Below are 15,694 nucleotides of genomic sequence, written 5' to 3'. Positions count from 1 at the left end.
CAATTATATATGTTGGTCCTGAATAAGATCCAGTTGAACTGAATGCGCTGGTTGTGGATACTCATGGTGCTTTATATAGTGGGGATAGGTCCCGGTTCATCTGATTACATCACACCTGCCGCAGCTACAGCTGTGAAGAATTCTGAGACTGTATTTGGAAGTAAAAGGGCCCTTGAACTGTTTTCCGATGTGAATGAAGCTGTCGTGCTGGGTGCTGGGGATATGGATGAAAAGCTTGAAATGGCAGCCGATCTTGCAGTTTCAGGTAAGGTTTCGGTGCTCTCAACAGGTGACCCCGGGTTTTCAGGTGTTCTGAAACCAATTAAGAGGATAATATCAGAAAAGAAGCTTGATGTTGAAGTCCAGGTTATTCCCGGTGTGAGTTCCGTCCAGCTCTGCGCTGCAAGGCTCCTTATCCCCTGGGATGATGCTGACATAGTCACGTTTCACGGCCGCGGCGAGGAGGACATAGTGGATATCATTGATAACGGGAGGCCAACAATAATTCTCCCATCAAGGACACCCTCTGAGACCGCCAGGTTCCTTATGGAAAGTGGTGTGGATCCAGAAAGGTGTGCTGCTGTCTGTGAAAGGCTCAGCTACCCAGATGAAAGGGTTGTTAAACTGAAACTCAGGGAAGTGGCGGTCTCTGAATTCAGTTACATGTCAGTCATTGTTGTATTCTAATTAATATCTTTCTTCTGATATTGAACCTTCTACCAACCGAATCTTTTAAAATTAGCTATAATGGACCAGACACTACACTGATATTGGTGTAGAATGGCCGCAGCTTTTCTGCGCTTACTGATCACAGATAACCATACCCCACACAGTTCAAACACCTATCCATTGAGACCAGAGTACTCCAGTAAGTCAGAGCGCGCCCTAACTCTATTTTATTCAGATTTCAGACAGAAAGATATTTAATAGGTGATAAGATGACTTAAATTCTTGAAAAAATCAAATAAGTTCCCTTTTATCATGATAATGAGCATGTAATACATGTAAGTATTCTTTTAACAAAAATTCGCGCTTTAAACTTAGATTTCAATGTTTAATAGATTCTAACAGTTCTAAATAAATATATTTCATTAGAGATCTCTTTTTTCAGTTTTAAAATTAAATAGTAAACTATATTCATTGCAAGTAGAATATAAACTGTAATGTTTTCGGGAGGTGGTAATCATTGATCCATATAAAAAGTTTTCTGCTCTGATCTGCGGGCTCCTTCTCATGCTCGTCCTTCAGGGCTCAGCCTTTGCTGAATCAAATTACACCGTGGACTACTCAACCTACCTCGGTGGTGATGTGGTTGATGAGGCCCGTGACGTTTACGTTGATGAATCAGGCTATATCTATGTAACCGGTTCAACGCACGTCAATGGATCCAAGAACGTCTTCGTGGCCAGATTCAACACATCAAGAAAGATCATATACTACACGACCTTCGGCGGAGCTGGAGACGACTGGGGACACAGGATAATCGCAGATGCAGATGGATACGCCTATGTTGCAGGCGAAATAAGTAGAGATGGTGTCGAGGGTAAGGATGCATTCGTGGCACGGATAGACCCCCTTGGCAAAATCGACGGAATTAAATATATCGGTGGATCCAAGTATGATGTTGCAAAGGGTCTTGCAATGGACGGGTCGGGGACCCTCTATGTGAGCGGATACACAATCTCAGAGGACCTTCAGGTGACAGATGACGCCTACCAGAAAATCAATAAGGGTGGTTATGATGCATTCATCGCCAAACTTGACCGGAACCTCACCGTTACTTACCTTAGCTACCTTGGAGGATCCTGGGACGACTACTGTCAGGGACTTGCCCTTGACAACAACGGGAACATCTACATTGCAGGGTACACCTACTCTGATGATTTTCCGGTAACCTTCGATGCGGTTTCACAGTATAAGAGGGGTACGAATGATATCTTCATATCAAGATTCACCCCACAGATGAGCTTTGACTACTCAACCTATCTTGGAGGCTCAGGACAGGACATGTGCCACGCCATTACCTCCTATGGTGGCCTCATCTACATTGCAGGTAAAACCAACTCCACGGACTTCCCCGTAACGCTGGTGACTGCATACCAGAGGACAAAGAAGGGCCTTTCTGATGGATTCATCGTGGCATTCGATGGAGAGGACGTAACATACTCAACCTACTTCGGTGGAAGCGGTGATGACGCAATATATGGAATCACAGCAGACAAGTATGGTAACCTCTACCTGACAGGTACAACATCCTCATCTGACTTCCCCCTCACAGAGGGAGCATTTGACAGGTCACTGAACGGTGTGGATGCCTTCATCACAAAATTCAGCATCCCACGAAGCGTCCTCTACAGTTCCTATCTCGGTGGGATCGAAGCAGATCATGGCTATGCTGTTGCTGTTGACCCCTACCAGAACGTCTATGTTGCCGGGAAGACCTGGTCAAACAATTTCCCTGTGACATCAGATGCCATCAAAATGAAACTCACAGGACTATCAGATGGTTTCCTAACAAGGTTCACACCCTTCTTCATAAGTAACCTCAGTGTAACACCGGTGAATGGAACAGCACCCCTATCAATTACAGTTAACGGTAAAATCACCAACTTTGGGGATGCCAGCGGATGGTACCGCCTCGGGCTCTACGTTAACGGATACGAGGTCTTATGGCAGTGGATAGAGGTGGCCTCAAAAGCAACAAGGGACTTTAGCTTCGAATACCTTCTCAGGAGCAGCAGAACATATTCTGTTACCGTGAACAACTTCCAGCCATTCACTGTGAGGGCATTCAGCGGCCCGCTCATAATCCCTGAAAATCTCACAGTACTACCGCGTGCCGGCACAGAACCCCTCAGGGTTAACGTGACTGCTGATATTGTGAACTACGGTGATCTGCCTGACACATACACCGCTGGCCTCTACGTCGATGGGATTCTCATTGATAGCAAGAATGTGACTGTTGATGCAAAATCAAGGGTCAAGATATCCTTCAACAGCACCCTTGCCGCCGGTGTGCATGAAATAACCATCAATGACCTTGAACCCCTCACCGTCAATGTGATGGAGGGTGAAAAGTTCCTTGTGGACGGTTTCAGGCTGACACCTGAAAGTGGTCTTGCACCACTGAATGTCATGGTCACCGCGAATATCACCAACATAGACTCAAAGACAAGGAGTTACACAGCCATAATCTATGTCAATGGAGTGGATGTCCATGAACAGACATTCGATATTCCCGCAGGAAGCACGGTACCGTTCTCTGCCATGATAACACTCCCCGAAAGTGGAATTTACACCATAGCACTCAACAACGCCACTTCAGGCACAGTCAGGGCCCTCAGTGCAGCCAGCTTCACCCTCACCAATGTAACCGTAACGCCACTGGAGGGTAAGTCACCCCTCAATGTCACTGTGAACGCCACAGTAAGGAACCAGGGAGACCTTCCAGGTGATTTCACCGTTACCGTCTACCTTGACGGTGTTGCATGGGACAGCCGGACGGTTACCGTTCCGGGAAGGTCAAGTGTTAAGGTTTCAATTAAGAACCAGATCATTGTCCCCGGGGAGTACAATCTCCGTGTTAACTCCGGTGAAGAGGTTAAAATCAGGGTGCTTGACCCTGACCCTGTATTTGGAGGCTTCAGTGTTACTCCTGTAACAGGAGTGGGTGCACTGAACGTCACAGCACTCCTCAACGTGACAAACCCCTATGATATGGTCATAGGGTTCACAGCAAGGTTACATGTCAACAACCAAACCGTGCAGGAGAACACGGTCAGCCTAAACCCCGGTGAAACAAAGGAAATATCAATGAAAACAACACTGTTACCCGGAAACTACAGTGTTGGAATCAATGGATTCACAGGGAATGTCAGGGTCCTTAAACCGGCGAATATAACCGCCTCAGATTTAACCGTCACCCCAACATCAGGCTTCAGCCCCCTTGACCTTGCAGCATCAGCTAAACTCAGAAATACAGGGGAGGTTGATGGGGAGTACACCGCAACCCTCTACATAAATGGTGCAGCTGTTGATACAAGAACGGTGACAGTTCCTGCAGGCGGAACATCTCAGGTCAGGTTCAACCACACCCTTAATACTCCAGGAACCTACCTTGCCGGCATAGGGGCACTTGCACCTGTAACCGTGAGGGTGCTCAATGAACCATTAGTCTCAAACCTCAACGTAACTCCAGGTTCAGGTGTTTCACCACTCATATTCAACGTTACAGCAAGAATCAGCACAGCTGAGACTGGAAGCGGCAACTACACCGCAAGGCTCTACATAGACGGAGTGAATGTTCAGAATAAGACCGTGCAGCTTACCGGACCCGGCTCCTCCACGGTACTCTTCAGGGTGGAGCTCAGTGATCCGGGAATCCATGATGTCACGGTTAATGACCTTGCACCGGTGACCGTGAGGGTCCTGAGGCCTGCCACATTCGTAGTGGACAACCTGCTGGTTTCACCACACGAGGGGGTTCTTCCCCTGACCATTGAGGCATCTGCAAGGATCTCCAATGTGGGTGACGTTCCAGGTAACTACACCGCAAGGCTCTACATAGACGGGGTACCTGTTGCATCAAGGACCGTGAACGTGGCTGCCGGTGGAGAGACCACCGTAACATTCAGATACACCATAACACAGCGGGGCAACCACACCGTTACCGTTGACACGCTACCTGCTGCAAACGTCAATGCACTGAAACCGGCCACACTTGAAATAGGGTCCATCACTGTGACACCATCCAGTGCCGTGGGATCAGCCACCGTGGAGGTTGAAGCAGAAATCCAGAACACCGGTGATGTTGAGGGTGACTTCACAGTTCCAGTCTACCTCAACGGCAATCTCATCGGTACCTACACGGTGAGAGTGGGGCCCCATGAGGGTGCAGTCCTGAGATTCCAGAGGTACATTTCATCCCCAGGTACGTACACATTCAGCATCAACAACCTGAAAACCGCAACGGTTTACGTGAACCCCCCAAAAAGGACCTACAGATTCACATTCAAAAACACGGGAAGTTACACTGCAACGGTTACCTACTATGTCACAGTCTACTCATCAGACGGTTCGAAACTGGCATACAGGACCTACAAATTTACACTGAAACCCGGAGGCTCCTACACTGCAACCATCGGATACTACCCGTACGATGCAAGAATCGTTACAACAAGGAAGATCTACAACCCAAGCAGGTACACAAGGACCATAAGGTTATCTGAGACCTTCAGGGCGGATACACTGTCAGCAACCCTCAGCCACACAAAGACAATCAGGGGTTACAGTTACGTGTATATAAGCAGGACATTCAGGGCGGTTGATATGAGAATAACCGTAACCTGATTTTTATTTATTTTTTATTTGAATTGCTTCTTAAATAATGCGAATAACCGTTAAAACTGATTTTAGTCCATCTAAAAAGCAATCACTTCTTAATTTCTCTTAAAATAGTTAAAAATAAAGGTTTTATTCGAACATCTTCCTCATGCACCTTCTTATGGTACCCTCTGCTGCCTTTCCACCCATGAGGTTCTTGAGTTCCTTTGCAAGGGCCTGGGCTGCAACGAGATCCGTGTGCCTGATTTCACCCTTATTTATCCACTGGGTAACCTCATCATCAAGGTCAGAGAGTGTGTTGATTGCAGCATCCAGTTCCTCCTGCTCCTCAAGGAGGTGCATTGACCTTGCACTTCTCACAAGGAGCTCAGGGTTCATGGCCTTGAGCATTCCATTAACACCTGATGTTTCAACAAGGGATGCTATTGTCTGGAGTGTCATGAGGATCTGCTTCTCAACCATCTCCACAGGTGCCTTTATTATCTGGGTACCCACGTAGTAGTAGTCAAGGACACCTGAAAGTGTTACGGCAGTTACAAGGGATCCCATATCAGCAACTGCGCTTGATACGTCTGCAGGTACAACGTATGCTGTCTTACCACAGCTTTCTGCAAGTTCAACACATCTTGAAATCTGTTCATCGGTGGCTATGTCCAGTTCACTGCTTGAGTGTCCACCTATGACGTAGTGGCCGTGCTGTGGTGTTCCAGGGACAGCTGCAGGGTGCATTGATGCTATACCCAGGTCCTGACGGTCCCTTCGGAGTTCCCTTTCAAGGACGTAGTAGAGGACCACCGGAGATACAGTACAGGTGTTGGCTATCACAGCGCCCTCTGGAAGGTGCTTGGTTATGTCCTTTGCTATATCGAAGGTCTTTTTACCGAATGGTGTGAAGAGAACTGCCACCTCTGCCTCGCTGGCTGCCTCAGCATCGCTGTCTGTTACGGTTACACCTGCATCCTCAACCACCTTCCAGTGTGCATCATCCAGCATTTCCCTTGCTGGCTCTGCTAGCACAACATCATGACCTGCCTCTGCAAATTCAATTGCCATCCTGCTTCCACCGTAGGGTGCCTCACCCCCGTATTTTTCAGGCAAGTTCAGCTGGTCCACATAAAGTTTCTGATTACCCGCGCCATAAACTGCAACTTTCATAGTGCTCACCTAACGTTAATATATTGTTAAGTAATTTGAAGGAATATTATAAATTTTGGCATTTGATTCTTTAAAAAAAATAAGACCTAACATCACTTTAAAATGAATTTAATCCACCAATATAACCTGAAAATCTGATAAATCATAGATTAAAAATTTTATCGATTTTTAAAGCCTTCAGACAGGTTTTATCTAAAAATAATTGTGTTTGAGGTTAATTATTTTTTAATATTATAAGCCCCAAACATATTATATTCCAATCAGGCTGGCTCAGGTTCACCATAGAGCTGCCTGGCGATCTTCTCAAGGGTGTCGATACCCTTGGCCTCCTCCTTGAGGAGTGGAACCTCTGCAACCACCTGGTCGCTGAACTTCTCACGTATCTGCTTCAGCCTCTCCTGCTGCAGTTTCCTCCTTGCATTGCAGAACTCACAGTCACTGTCCTCTGGCAGCACCTGGTTGACTATGACACCATCTGCATGTATGCTGTACTTCTCAAGGGCCTTCATGGCCCTCTCGGACTCATATATGGACATCTCCTCAGGGATCACAACCATCTTGAAGGAGGTCCTCTCAGGGTCTGACATGACCTCCTTTGCAGCGTTTATCTGCTTCTTGGTGGCCTCCATGTCCTGGAGGGCCCTGTCCTCCTCTTCCTCGTCACCCATGAATGGGAGTATGTTCTTGAAGGCCTTTGCCATGCTGCCGATCTGCCTCCTTATCTTGATCATCTTCCCAACCCATGAGTCCATGAGTTCAGGGAATGATAGGAGGCGGAGTGTGTGGCCTGTGGGTGCAGTGTCAAATATCACGATATCGTACTCATCGGTTGTCATGTACCGCAGGAACTGGTCGAAGGCCGCGGCCTCATCGATACCAGGGGACATTGACGCCATGTCCATCTGGTCCTGGAGCATGTCAAGTCCCATTCCAGGGTTCATTGACGCCTGTTCCCTCAGCTTTGCCTGATACTCCTCCATTGCAACCTCAGGGTCTATTTCAACCGCGTAGAGGTTGTCTGTTATCAGGGTGGGTGTGTGACCTATCTCCCTCTCAAGGGAATCTGAAAGTGAGTGTGCAGGGTCTGTTGAGATAACCAGTGTCTTCTTACCTGATCTGGCCATCCAGAGTGCTGTTGCAGCTGATATGGTTGTTTTACCAACCCCTCCCTTTCCGCCTATGAACACGAATGTTGTTTTGCCCTTATTGAACTTGAAAAGATCCTTAAATGCCATTGTACTCCTCCTGTAAGAATCCGTGATGCTGATGAACACCTTCACATGTTACCTTACATTGATTTATATGGTTATATAAAATATACCCTACTTACTTTTAACCATTGCTACTTTGGAGAGGATGGTTCCATGAGACATGTTCCAGGGCTTGGTCCCCACGTGAGGGAGAGGATAGAGGAGTTCATAAAGGCCAGGGTGGATGATAGCGAGACAGATGGCGTTGTACTGGGTCTCAGTGGGGGTGTGGACTCTTCAACGGTCGCCTACCTTGCAGCAGATGCCCTTGGCCCGGATAGGGTTCTTGGTATAATCATGCCGTCTGCCACAACACCCCCCGACGACCTCAAACATGCAGAGATGGTTGCAGTGGAAACCGGGATAGAATATGAGACCGTGGACATTGAACCCATCCTGGAGTCATTCAGTGGTATATGCGGTCACCGGGCCAGCAGACTCGCTCTGGCAAACCTCAAGCCAAGGGCAAGGATGATGGTCCTCTACTACCATGCCAACTCCATGAACCGGCTTGTGGCTGGTACCGGTAACCGTACGGAGCTCCTTGTGGGATACTTCACAAAATACGGTGATGGGGGAGTCGACATACTTCCAATTGGGGGCCTATACAAAAAACAGGTCCGTATGCTTGCAGAGGAGCTTGGTGTTCCATCCGAGATAATATCCAAGGCCCCGTCAGCCGGCCTCTGGCCCGGCCAGACCGATGAGGAGGAACTGGGGATAAGTTACGACGTCCTGGATGAGATCCTCTTTCTGCTGGTTGATAAAAAAATGGGGGTTCCTGAAGTCGCATCTGAACTTGGAGTGCCTGTTGAAGAGGTTAAGAGGATACAGGGTATGATAAATGCGGCAGGGCACAAGCTCAGGCCCCCGGAAATAGCCGATCCCGGGGTGATCTGATGTTCACGCTGATATACATAACGACCTCCGGCCAGGAGGAATCGGCAAGGATCGGGCGCAGACTTGTTGAGGAGAGGCTCGCAGCATGTGTGAACATCATACCCTCCATAAAATCCTTCTACCACTGGGAGGGCTCCCTTGAGGAGGATGAGGAGTCGGTCCTTATTGTTAAAACAACCAGTGAACTAACCCAGCAAATAATTAAAAGAGTTAGGGAACTACATAGTTATGATAATCCATGCATAATTTCAATTCCCATAACAGGGGGATCCCGTGATTACCTTGAATGGTTAAATAATGAAGTCAAAAAGCCATGATGGCGGTGATTCAGTGGATATTGAGAGTAAATGGCGCGATAAGTGGAGAGATGCAGGAATATTTCATGCTGACCCCGATGACAGAGAGAAGATCTTCCTGACAGTTGCCTATCCCTACCCCAGCGGTGCCATGCACATAGGACACGGAAGGACCTACACGGTCCCGGATGTCTATGCACGTTTCAAGAGGATGCAGGGATACAACGTCCTCTTTCCCATGGCCTGGCACGTCACAGGGGCCCCGGTAATAGGGATAGCCAGGAGGATACAGAGACAGGACCCCTGGACCCTCAAGATCTACAGGGAGGTCCACAAGGTACCCGAGGAGGAACTTGAACGCTTCAGTGCCCCCGAATACATAGTTGAATACTTCAGCAGGGAGTACCGTTCTGTGATGGAGGATATGGGTTACTCCATAGACTGGAGGCGTGAATTCAAGACCACGGACCCCACCTACAGCAGGTTCATACAGTGGCAGATAGGGAAGCTCCGTGACATGGGCCTTGTGAGGAAGGGCGCCCATCCAGTGAAGTACTGCCCTGACTGTGAAAACCCGGTGGGTGACCACGACCTCCTTGAGGGGGAGGGTGTGGCCATAAACCAGCTCACGCTCCTCAAGTTCAGAATGGATGATTCATACCTTGTTGCGGCCACCTTCAGGCCCGAAACAATCTACGGTGCAACCAACCTCTGGTTGAACCCGGAGGAGGAGTATGTGAGGGTGCGGACAGGCGGTGAAGAGTGGATAGTAAGCCGCGCATCCCTTGATAACCTCTCCCATCAGAAGCTGGACCTTGAGGTTGAGGGTGACGTGGACCCTGAGGAACTCATTGGAAGGGAAGTTGAAAACCCTGTGACCGGAGAAAAGCACCCCGTACTTCCAGCCTCATTCGTTGACCCTGAGTACGCCACTGGAGTTGTATTCTCTGTACCTGCCCATGCCCCTGCAGACTTCATAGCCCTTGAGGACCTCAGGAAGAACTCTGAACTGCTTGAGAGGTATGGTCTCGGTGATGTGATTGAGGGCCTCGAGCCCATCAATGTGATCACCGTTGAGGGTTACGGAGTGTTCCCTGCAGCAGAGGTGATCCAGAAATTCGGGGTTGAGAGTCAGGAGGATGAACGCCTTGAGGACGCCACAGGGGAACTCTACAAGGTCGAACATGCCAAGGGTGTTATGAGCAGCCACATCCCTGTTTACGGTGGGATGAAGGTTTCAGAGGCCCGTGAGGTCATAGCAGATGAACTGAAGTCTGAGGGCCTGGCCGATGAGATGTACGAGTTTGCAGAGCGCCCTGTGATATGCCGCTGCGGTGGAAGGTGCGTTGTGAGGCTCATGGAGGACCAGTGGTTCATGAAGTACTCCGATGAGGAGTGGAAGGAACTGGCCCACAGGTGTCTTTCCAGCATGAAGATAATACCCGAGGAGGTGAGGGCCAACTTCCAGTACTACATTGACTGGCTGAATGACTGGGCATGCTCCAGGAGGATTGGTCTCGGTACAAGGCTCCCCTGGGATGAGAGGTGGATAATAGAGCCCCTCACCGATTCAACCATCTACATGGCCTACTACACCATCGCCCATAAACTGAGGGAGATGGACCCTGAGAAACTGGATGATGAGTTCTTTGACAGTGTCTTCCTTGGTGAATCCATAGCGGGGGATGAACTCAGGGAGGAATTCAGCTACTGGTACCCCCTTGACTGGAGGCTGTCTGCCAAGGACCTCATAGGCAACCACCTCACATTCCATATATTCCATCACTCCGCCATATTCCCTGAATCCCGCTGGCCCCGTGGTGTTGTTGTATTTGGAATGGGCCTCCTTGAGGGTAACAAGATGTCCTCATCCAAGGGTAACGTGATACTGCTGCGGGATGCAATAGAGAGGCACGGAGCAGATGTTGTGCGCCTGTTCCTCATGTCATCTGCAGAGCCCTGGCAGGACTTTGACTGGAGGGAGAAGGAGGTTATAGGAACCAGGAGGCGCATCGAGTGGTTCAGGGAATTCGGTGAAAGGGTCTCTGAGATCTGGGATGGCAAACTGGCCCTGTCTGAGCTTCCTGAATTTGAGCCTGAAAGTTTCGCTGGTAAGTGGATGATCTGCCAGCTTAACCACAGGATACGCGAGGCCACAGATGCCCTTGAGTCATTCCAGACCCGTAAGGCAGTGCAGGAGGCACTATATCTCCTCAAAAAGGATGTGGACCACTACATGGCCCGTGTTGATGGCCGTGCCGACATGGAGGTTAAAATGGTGCTTGCACATGTTCTGAGCGCCTGGATAAGGCTCATGGCACCATTCACTCCCTACACAGCCGAGGAGATGTGGGAGAGATACGGTGGTGAGGGTTTCGTATCGGAGGCTCCCTGGCCCAGGTTCAGGGAGGACGCCATAAGCAGGGAGGTCCAGGTTGCAGAGGAGATGGTCCAGAACACCGTCAGGGATATTCAGGAGATCATGAAGATACTGGACGCCCGACCTGAGAGGGTGCACCTCTACATATCACCGCCCTGGAAGTGGGATGTCCTGAGAATAGCATCTGAGGTTGGAAAACCAGATATGGGTGCCATAATGGGGAGGGTTTCAGCCTCCGGAGTCCACAGCAACATGAAGGAGGTCTCAGAATTCGTGAGGAGGATCCTCCGGGATGCGGGTAAATCTGAGGTTGTTGAGGTGGACGAGTACAGTGTACTGGTTGATGCCAGTGACTACATAAAATCAGAGGTGGGGGCCGATGTGGTGATCCACCGTGATGCGGACTACGACCCTGAAAACAAGGCCAAAAATGCTGTTCCCCTTAAACCCGCAATATATCTTGAGACATGAGGTTAAAGGGGACATTTTATTTTTTTATTTATCCAGTGCCTGGCCCTTTTTTATTGAAAAAAATAATACAATGGCTTGGGGATTAAATAAAGCCTATTTTATCAGATGCTGGCTTTCACTGGATGTTATCTGAAGATTCAACCCTGTTTTCAAGTGTTCCCACACCCTCAACGGTGGCCCTTACGGTGTCACCCGGTTTCATCTCTCCGACGCCGGGTGGTGTGCCGGTTGCAATGATATCGCCGGGCTCCAGTGTCATGATCTCTGATATGAACTCAACCAGTTCCTGGACGGTGAATATCATGTTGGATGTGCTGGATGACTGCCTGAGTACCCCATTGAGTTCAAGGGATATATCAAGGTTGCTGGGTCTGATATCAGTTTCTATGAATGGCCCTATGGGGCAGAAGGTGTCAAAGCTTTTTGCACGGGTCCACTGGCCGTCACGCCTCTGTAGGTCCCTTGCAGTTACATCATTGAGGACCGTGTAACCTGCTATGAATTCATCCGCCTCCCCTGAATCAACGCGCCTTGCCCTTTCTGATATAACCGCTGCGAGTTCAACCTCATGGTCAACCTCCGAGGACATTGCAGGGTAGACTATTGCATCTCCATGGCCTATGACCGCTGTTGGTGGCTTGAGGAATATGACGGGTTCATCAGGTATGTCCATTCCAAGTTCAGCTGCGTGGTCCCTGTAGTTGAGACCCACACATATGACTTTTGAGGGTGAAACCGGTGGGAGGATCTTCACGTCCTCCATATGATATTCAGAGATGACCTCAGGGTCTTCAAGGAGGTGGTGATCACTTTCAACCTGAAACACCTTTTCTCCGTCTGCAAAGCCGCAGAGAACCCTTCCGCCATCTGAAAACCGGAGGAACTTCATTGATAACACCTCAGGGGATTATCCTCTCAATTGGCACAACCAGTATGTCCCTTGCCCCCACGGACTTGAGCCTGTTCACCAGGTTGAAGACCTCCTTCTCATCCACAACCGCGTGGACAGCCACAACACCGTTATCCGATAGAACCTCAGAGACCGTGGGTCCTGTCATCCCTGGCATGAGTGCCCTGACACGATCCAGGTTTTTCCGGTCTATGTTCAGCATTACGAGCCTGCGGCCCTCTGCATCTATAACTCCCCGTATACCTGTTCTGAGCTCCTCTATCAGCTGCCCCTTGCGTCTGTAACTTTCAGGGTTTGCTATGAGTTTCACTGAACTCTCAAGGAGTGTGTCAATGACCTTGAGGTGGTTCATCCGGAGTGTGGTGCCGGTGCTGCTGAGGTCAGTTATGAGGTCCGCCACCCCTATGAAGGGTGCTATCTCTGTGGAACCTGTGAGTTCAACTATCTCGGCCCCTATGTTCCTTTTCCTGACGTAGTCCTCTGTTATCCTGGGAAACTCTGTTGCTATGACCGCACCGTCGGGTATGTCCTCTGGTTTATCGATGGGGGAGTCCTCGGGGGCTGCCAGGACCAGGCTGGCCCTCCCATAGTTGAGGTCCTCGAGGATTTCAACCTCACTCCCCCTCTCCACTATGAGGTCGTATCCTGTGATACCAAGGTCAGCCGCCCCATCTGCAACGAATTCGGGTATATCGGCTGCCCTGCTGAACATGACATCGATCTGGGGGTGCTGTGTCTTTGAAAATAGCTTCCTGTTAATTGTATCCTTCAGCCCCACACCTGCGTTTTCAAGTAGCCTTATTGCAGGTTCGCTTATCCTTCCCTTTGAGGGAACCGCTATTCTTATCTTCATTCAATCCCTCGATGACTCAAATATTTACTGTGAATACCGTACACATGTATCTCATCTGCAGAATCACATCACTTATATCTCTTTTTAAGGAACCTATATAATAGCTTTAGATTCATCCCAGATTATAAGTTAAAACTTATAAGTTATAAGGTGATCCGATGGAAAATGAGAGCATACTGATACATGGCGCCCAGGTCCTTGACGCAGCAGGCCCCCGCAGGGGATCGGTTCTGATTGAGGGTAACACCATAGAGGAGGTTTCAGACACCCTGAGTCCCGGTGACGCTGACACCGTCATTGATGGCCACGGGAAACTCATCATCCCGGGTCTTGTGAATACACACACCCACCTCTCAATGACACTCTTCAGGGGTATGGCAGATGACCTCCCCCTTGACAGGTGGCTGAATGACCACATCTGGCCAGCCGAGGCCCACCTCAACGGGGAGTACTGCCATGCAGGGGCACTCCTTGGATGTGTGGAGATGATAAGGTCAGGTACAACCACCTTCAATGACATGTACTTCTACATGGATGACGTGGCCTGTGCAGTGGATGAGGCAGGACTGAGATGCGTTCTAAGTCACGGGATGATAGACCTGGGGGATGACGATAAAAGGCGGGCTGAAATCAGAGAGAGCCTCAGGATAATCCGTGAATGCCATGGGATGGCAGATGGACGCATAAAGGTCGCCCTTGGGCCCCACAGCCCCTACACCTGCTCAGAGGAACTCCTCCGAGAAACCGCTCGACTGGCAGCTGAACACGGTGTTGGTATCCATATCCACGTATCTGAAACAGAAAATGAGGTCAGGGAGGTCTCAGAGGCCCATGGAATGTCCCCTGTTGAGTACCTGGATTCAACAGGCGTCCTTGGACCGGGGACCGTGGCAGCCCACTGTGTCTGGCTGAAAGAAAATGAAATGGAGATCCTCTCAGAGAGGGGGGTGAAGGTCTCACACAACCCCTCAAGCAATATGAAACTGGCATCAGGCACCTCACCTGTACCTGAACTCATGGAGAGGGGCGTCAACGTCTCCATCGGGACAGATGGGGCCGCCTCAAACAATAACCTGGATATGTTTGAGGAGATGAAGACCGCCTCACTGCTCCAGAAGGTCAGCCTCCATGACCCGACGGCACTCCCGGCAATGGATGTATTCCAGATGGCGACATTGAATGGTGCCGAGGCCCTGGGAATCTATTCTGGCCTCATAGAGGAGGGTAGGCTGGCGGATCTTGTGGTCCTAAACACCCGCAGACCCCACCTCACACCCTGGAGGAACCCGGCCTCACACCTCGTCTACTCTGCCAGTGGCGCGGATGTTGATACGGTGATATGTGACGGGAGGATTCTGCTACTGGAGGGTGAGCTGAAGGTGCTGGACGAGGAATACGTCATGGAAGTTGCAGAGGGTGCTGCAGAGGAGCTTACCTCAAAACAGTAGGGTTGGGAAGATGATCGCACTATTCGACATAGACAAAACCCTCATACACCGCTCAGAGGTCCATGAGGAGGCATTCAGCTATGCTTTCAGGGAGGTCTACGGTGTTGACGCCACCGTTGACCTCATAGACTACCATGGAAAAACAGACCCTGCAATAGCCAGGGAGATCCTCAGCCTCCTGGGCCTCAAATCAGAGGATATAGAGGATGGGATGGACGACTTCCTCCATGAGCTCATATTTTATGTGGGAAAAAACATCCGGTACGATGATATCAGGCTCATAGATGGTGTTATGGGGTTCCTTGAGGCTCTAAGATCCTGCAGTGCCTGCATGGGAGTTGTCACAGGTAACCTGGAGGATATAGCCTTCATGAAGCTTGAGAGGGCAGGAATTGCAGGTTACTTCTCATTCGGGGGCTTCGGGAGTGACAGCCCCATAAGGGAGGAGCTCACAGAAATCGCGGTTAAAAGGGGACTTGAGATGGGGGCCTCGGGAAAAATCGTCCTCTTTGGTGACACACCCTACGATATGATGGCCGGAGCCCATGTGGGTGCCCTTAAGATTGGAATAGCAGCCGGAAGGTACGGGGAGGCAGAGCTCAGACGGGCCGGGGCTGACCATGTCTTCAGGGACTACCGCAGCCCTGAGATAATGGATATAATTACTTGTGAGCAGTTTTAACTTACT

General features: G+C 49.7%; 11 protein-coding genes. 7 read left to right on the top strand and 4 right to left on the bottom strand.

Translation table 11 applies throughout. The features are described from left to right. The first annotated feature begins 63 nt into the window (after positions 1-63). The gene (locus AB9H23_RS08065) at positions 64-687 is read left to right on the top strand and encodes a cobalt-precorrin-7 (C(5))-methyltransferase (RefSeq protein ID WP_370005984.1); all 624 of its coding nucleotides are present in this window, start codon (positions 64-66) and stop codon (positions 685-687) included. Positions 688-1,233: 546 nt separating this feature from the next. Then, positions 1,234-5,349 (top strand): SBBP repeat-containing protein, encoded by a 4,116-nt coding sequence (locus AB9H23_RS08060; RefSeq protein WP_370004729.1) that lies wholly within the window; start codon positions 1,234-1,236, stop codon positions 5,347-5,349. Positions 5,350-5,472: 123 nt separating this feature from the next. On the opposite strand, the gene AB9H23_RS08055 is transcribed toward AB9H23_RS08060, so the two are convergent. Further along, a complete protein-coding gene (locus tag AB9H23_RS08055; protein ID WP_370004728.1) occupies positions 5,473-6,498 on the bottom strand; it encodes a H(2)-dependent methylenetetrahydromethanopterin dehydrogenase-related protein in 1,026 nt (341 codons plus the stop codon). A 260-nt stretch (positions 6,499-6,758) separates the two neighbouring features. Further along, on the bottom strand, positions 6,759-7,733 hold the full coding sequence (locus tag AB9H23_RS08050) for a TRC40/GET3/ArsA family transport-energizing ATPase (RefSeq protein ID WP_147671992.1): 975 nt from the start codon (positions 7,731-7,733) through the stop codon (positions 6,759-6,761). Positions 7,734-7,862: 129 nt separating this feature from the next. On the opposite strand from AB9H23_RS08050, the gene AB9H23_RS08045 reads away from it, so the two are divergent. From AB9H23_RS08045 to leuS, 3 genes are read left to right on the top strand one after another with little or no spacing between them, the layout of a single operon-like run. Then, the gene (locus tag AB9H23_RS08045; RefSeq protein WP_370004726.1) at positions 7,863-8,648 is read left to right on the top strand and encodes an NAD+ synthase; all 786 of its coding nucleotides are present in this window, start codon (positions 7,863-7,865) and stop codon (positions 8,646-8,648) included. Then, positions 8,648-8,965, top strand: a complete 318-nt coding sequence (cutA, locus tag AB9H23_RS08040) for a divalent-cation tolerance protein CutA (RefSeq protein ID WP_147671270.1) — start codon at positions 8,648-8,650, stop codon at positions 8,963-8,965. The genes AB9H23_RS08045 and cutA overlap by 1 nt, the downstream gene beginning before the upstream one ends. After that, positions 8,946-11,795 carry a leucine--tRNA ligase gene (gene leuS / locus AB9H23_RS08035; protein WP_370004725.1) on the top strand — a complete coding sequence of 950 codons (2,850 nt, stop codon included), beginning with the start codon at positions 8,946-8,948 and terminating at the stop codon, positions 11,793-11,795. The genes cutA and leuS overlap by 20 nt, the downstream gene beginning before the upstream one ends. Positions 11,796-11,910: 115 nt before the next feature. On the opposite strand, the gene AB9H23_RS08030 is transcribed toward leuS, so the two are convergent. Further along, positions 11,911-12,684 (bottom strand): fumarylacetoacetate hydrolase family protein, encoded by a 774-nt coding sequence (locus tag AB9H23_RS08030; protein ID WP_370004723.1) that lies wholly within the window; start codon positions 12,682-12,684, stop codon positions 11,911-11,913. A gap of 10 nt (positions 12,685-12,694) precedes the next feature. Continuing rightward, positions 12,695-13,558, bottom strand: a complete 864-nt coding sequence (gene hisG, locus AB9H23_RS08025) for an ATP phosphoribosyltransferase (protein WP_370004721.1) — start codon at positions 13,556-13,558, stop codon at positions 12,695-12,697. A gap of 158 nt (positions 13,559-13,716) precedes the next feature. Here hisG and AB9H23_RS08020 point away from each other — a divergent pair, with 158 nt between their 5' ends. Next, positions 13,717-15,006 (top strand): amidohydrolase family protein, encoded by a 1,290-nt coding sequence (locus tag AB9H23_RS08020; protein ID WP_370004720.1) that lies wholly within the window; start codon positions 13,717-13,719, stop codon positions 15,004-15,006. Between the two features lie 10 nt (positions 15,007-15,016). Further along, positions 15,017-15,688 (top strand): HAD family hydrolase, encoded by a 672-nt coding sequence (locus AB9H23_RS08015; RefSeq protein ID WP_370004719.1) that lies wholly within the window; start codon positions 15,017-15,019, stop codon positions 15,686-15,688. The last annotated feature ends 6 nt before the right edge of the window (positions 15,689-15,694 follow it).

Source organism: Methanothermobacter sp. KEPCO 2 (assembly GCF_041228365.1).
Taxonomy (GTDB): Archaea; Methanobacteriota; Methanobacteria; order Methanobacteriales; family Methanothermobacteraceae; genus Methanothermobacter; species Methanothermobacter marburgensis.
The sequence above is the reverse complement of the archived record's forward strand: the minus strand, read 5'-3'. Positions and strand labels throughout refer to the sequence as shown.

Bases quoted from the DNA above. Each gene is read 5' to 3' on its own strand.
- AB9H23_RS08060 (WP_370004729.1), top strand. From the start codon at position 1,234: ATGCTCGTCCTTCAGGGCTCAGCCTTTGCTGAATCAAATTACACCGTG.
- AB9H23_RS08055 (WP_370004728.1), bottom strand. From the start codon at position 6,498: ATGAAAGTTGCAGTTTATGGCGCGGGTAATCAGAAACTTTATGTGGAC.
- hisG (WP_370004721.1), bottom strand. From the start codon at position 13,558: ATGAAGATAAGAATAGCGGTTCCCTCAAAGGGAAGGATAAGCGAACCT.
- AB9H23_RS08015 (WP_370004719.1), top strand. From the start codon at position 15,017: ATGATCGCACTATTCGACATAGACAAAACCCTCATACACCGCTCAGAG.
- AB9H23_RS08045 (WP_370004726.1), top strand. From the start codon at position 7,863: ATGAGACATGTTCCAGGGCTTGGTCCCCACGTGAGGGAGAGGATAGAG.
- AB9H23_RS08020 (WP_370004720.1), top strand. From the start codon at position 13,717: ATGGAAAATGAGAGCATACTGATACATGGCGCCCAGGTCCTTGACGCA.
- AB9H23_RS08065 (WP_370005984.1), top strand. From the start codon at position 64: ATGGTGCTTTATATAGTGGGGATAGGTCCCGGTTCATCTGATTACATC.
- AB9H23_RS08050 (WP_147671992.1), bottom strand. From the start codon at position 7,733: ATGGCATTTAAGGATCTTTTCAAGTTCAATAAGGGCAAAACAACATTC.
- AB9H23_RS08030 (WP_370004723.1), bottom strand. From the start codon at position 12,684: ATGAAGTTCCTCCGGTTTTCAGATGGCGGAAGGGTTCTCTGCGGCTTT.
- leuS (WP_370004725.1), top strand. From the start codon at position 8,946: ATGAAGTCAAAAAGCCATGATGGCGGTGATTCAGTGGATATTGAGAGT.
- cutA (WP_147671270.1), top strand. From the start codon at position 8,648: ATGTTCACGCTGATATACATAACGACCTCCGGCCAGGAGGAATCGGCA.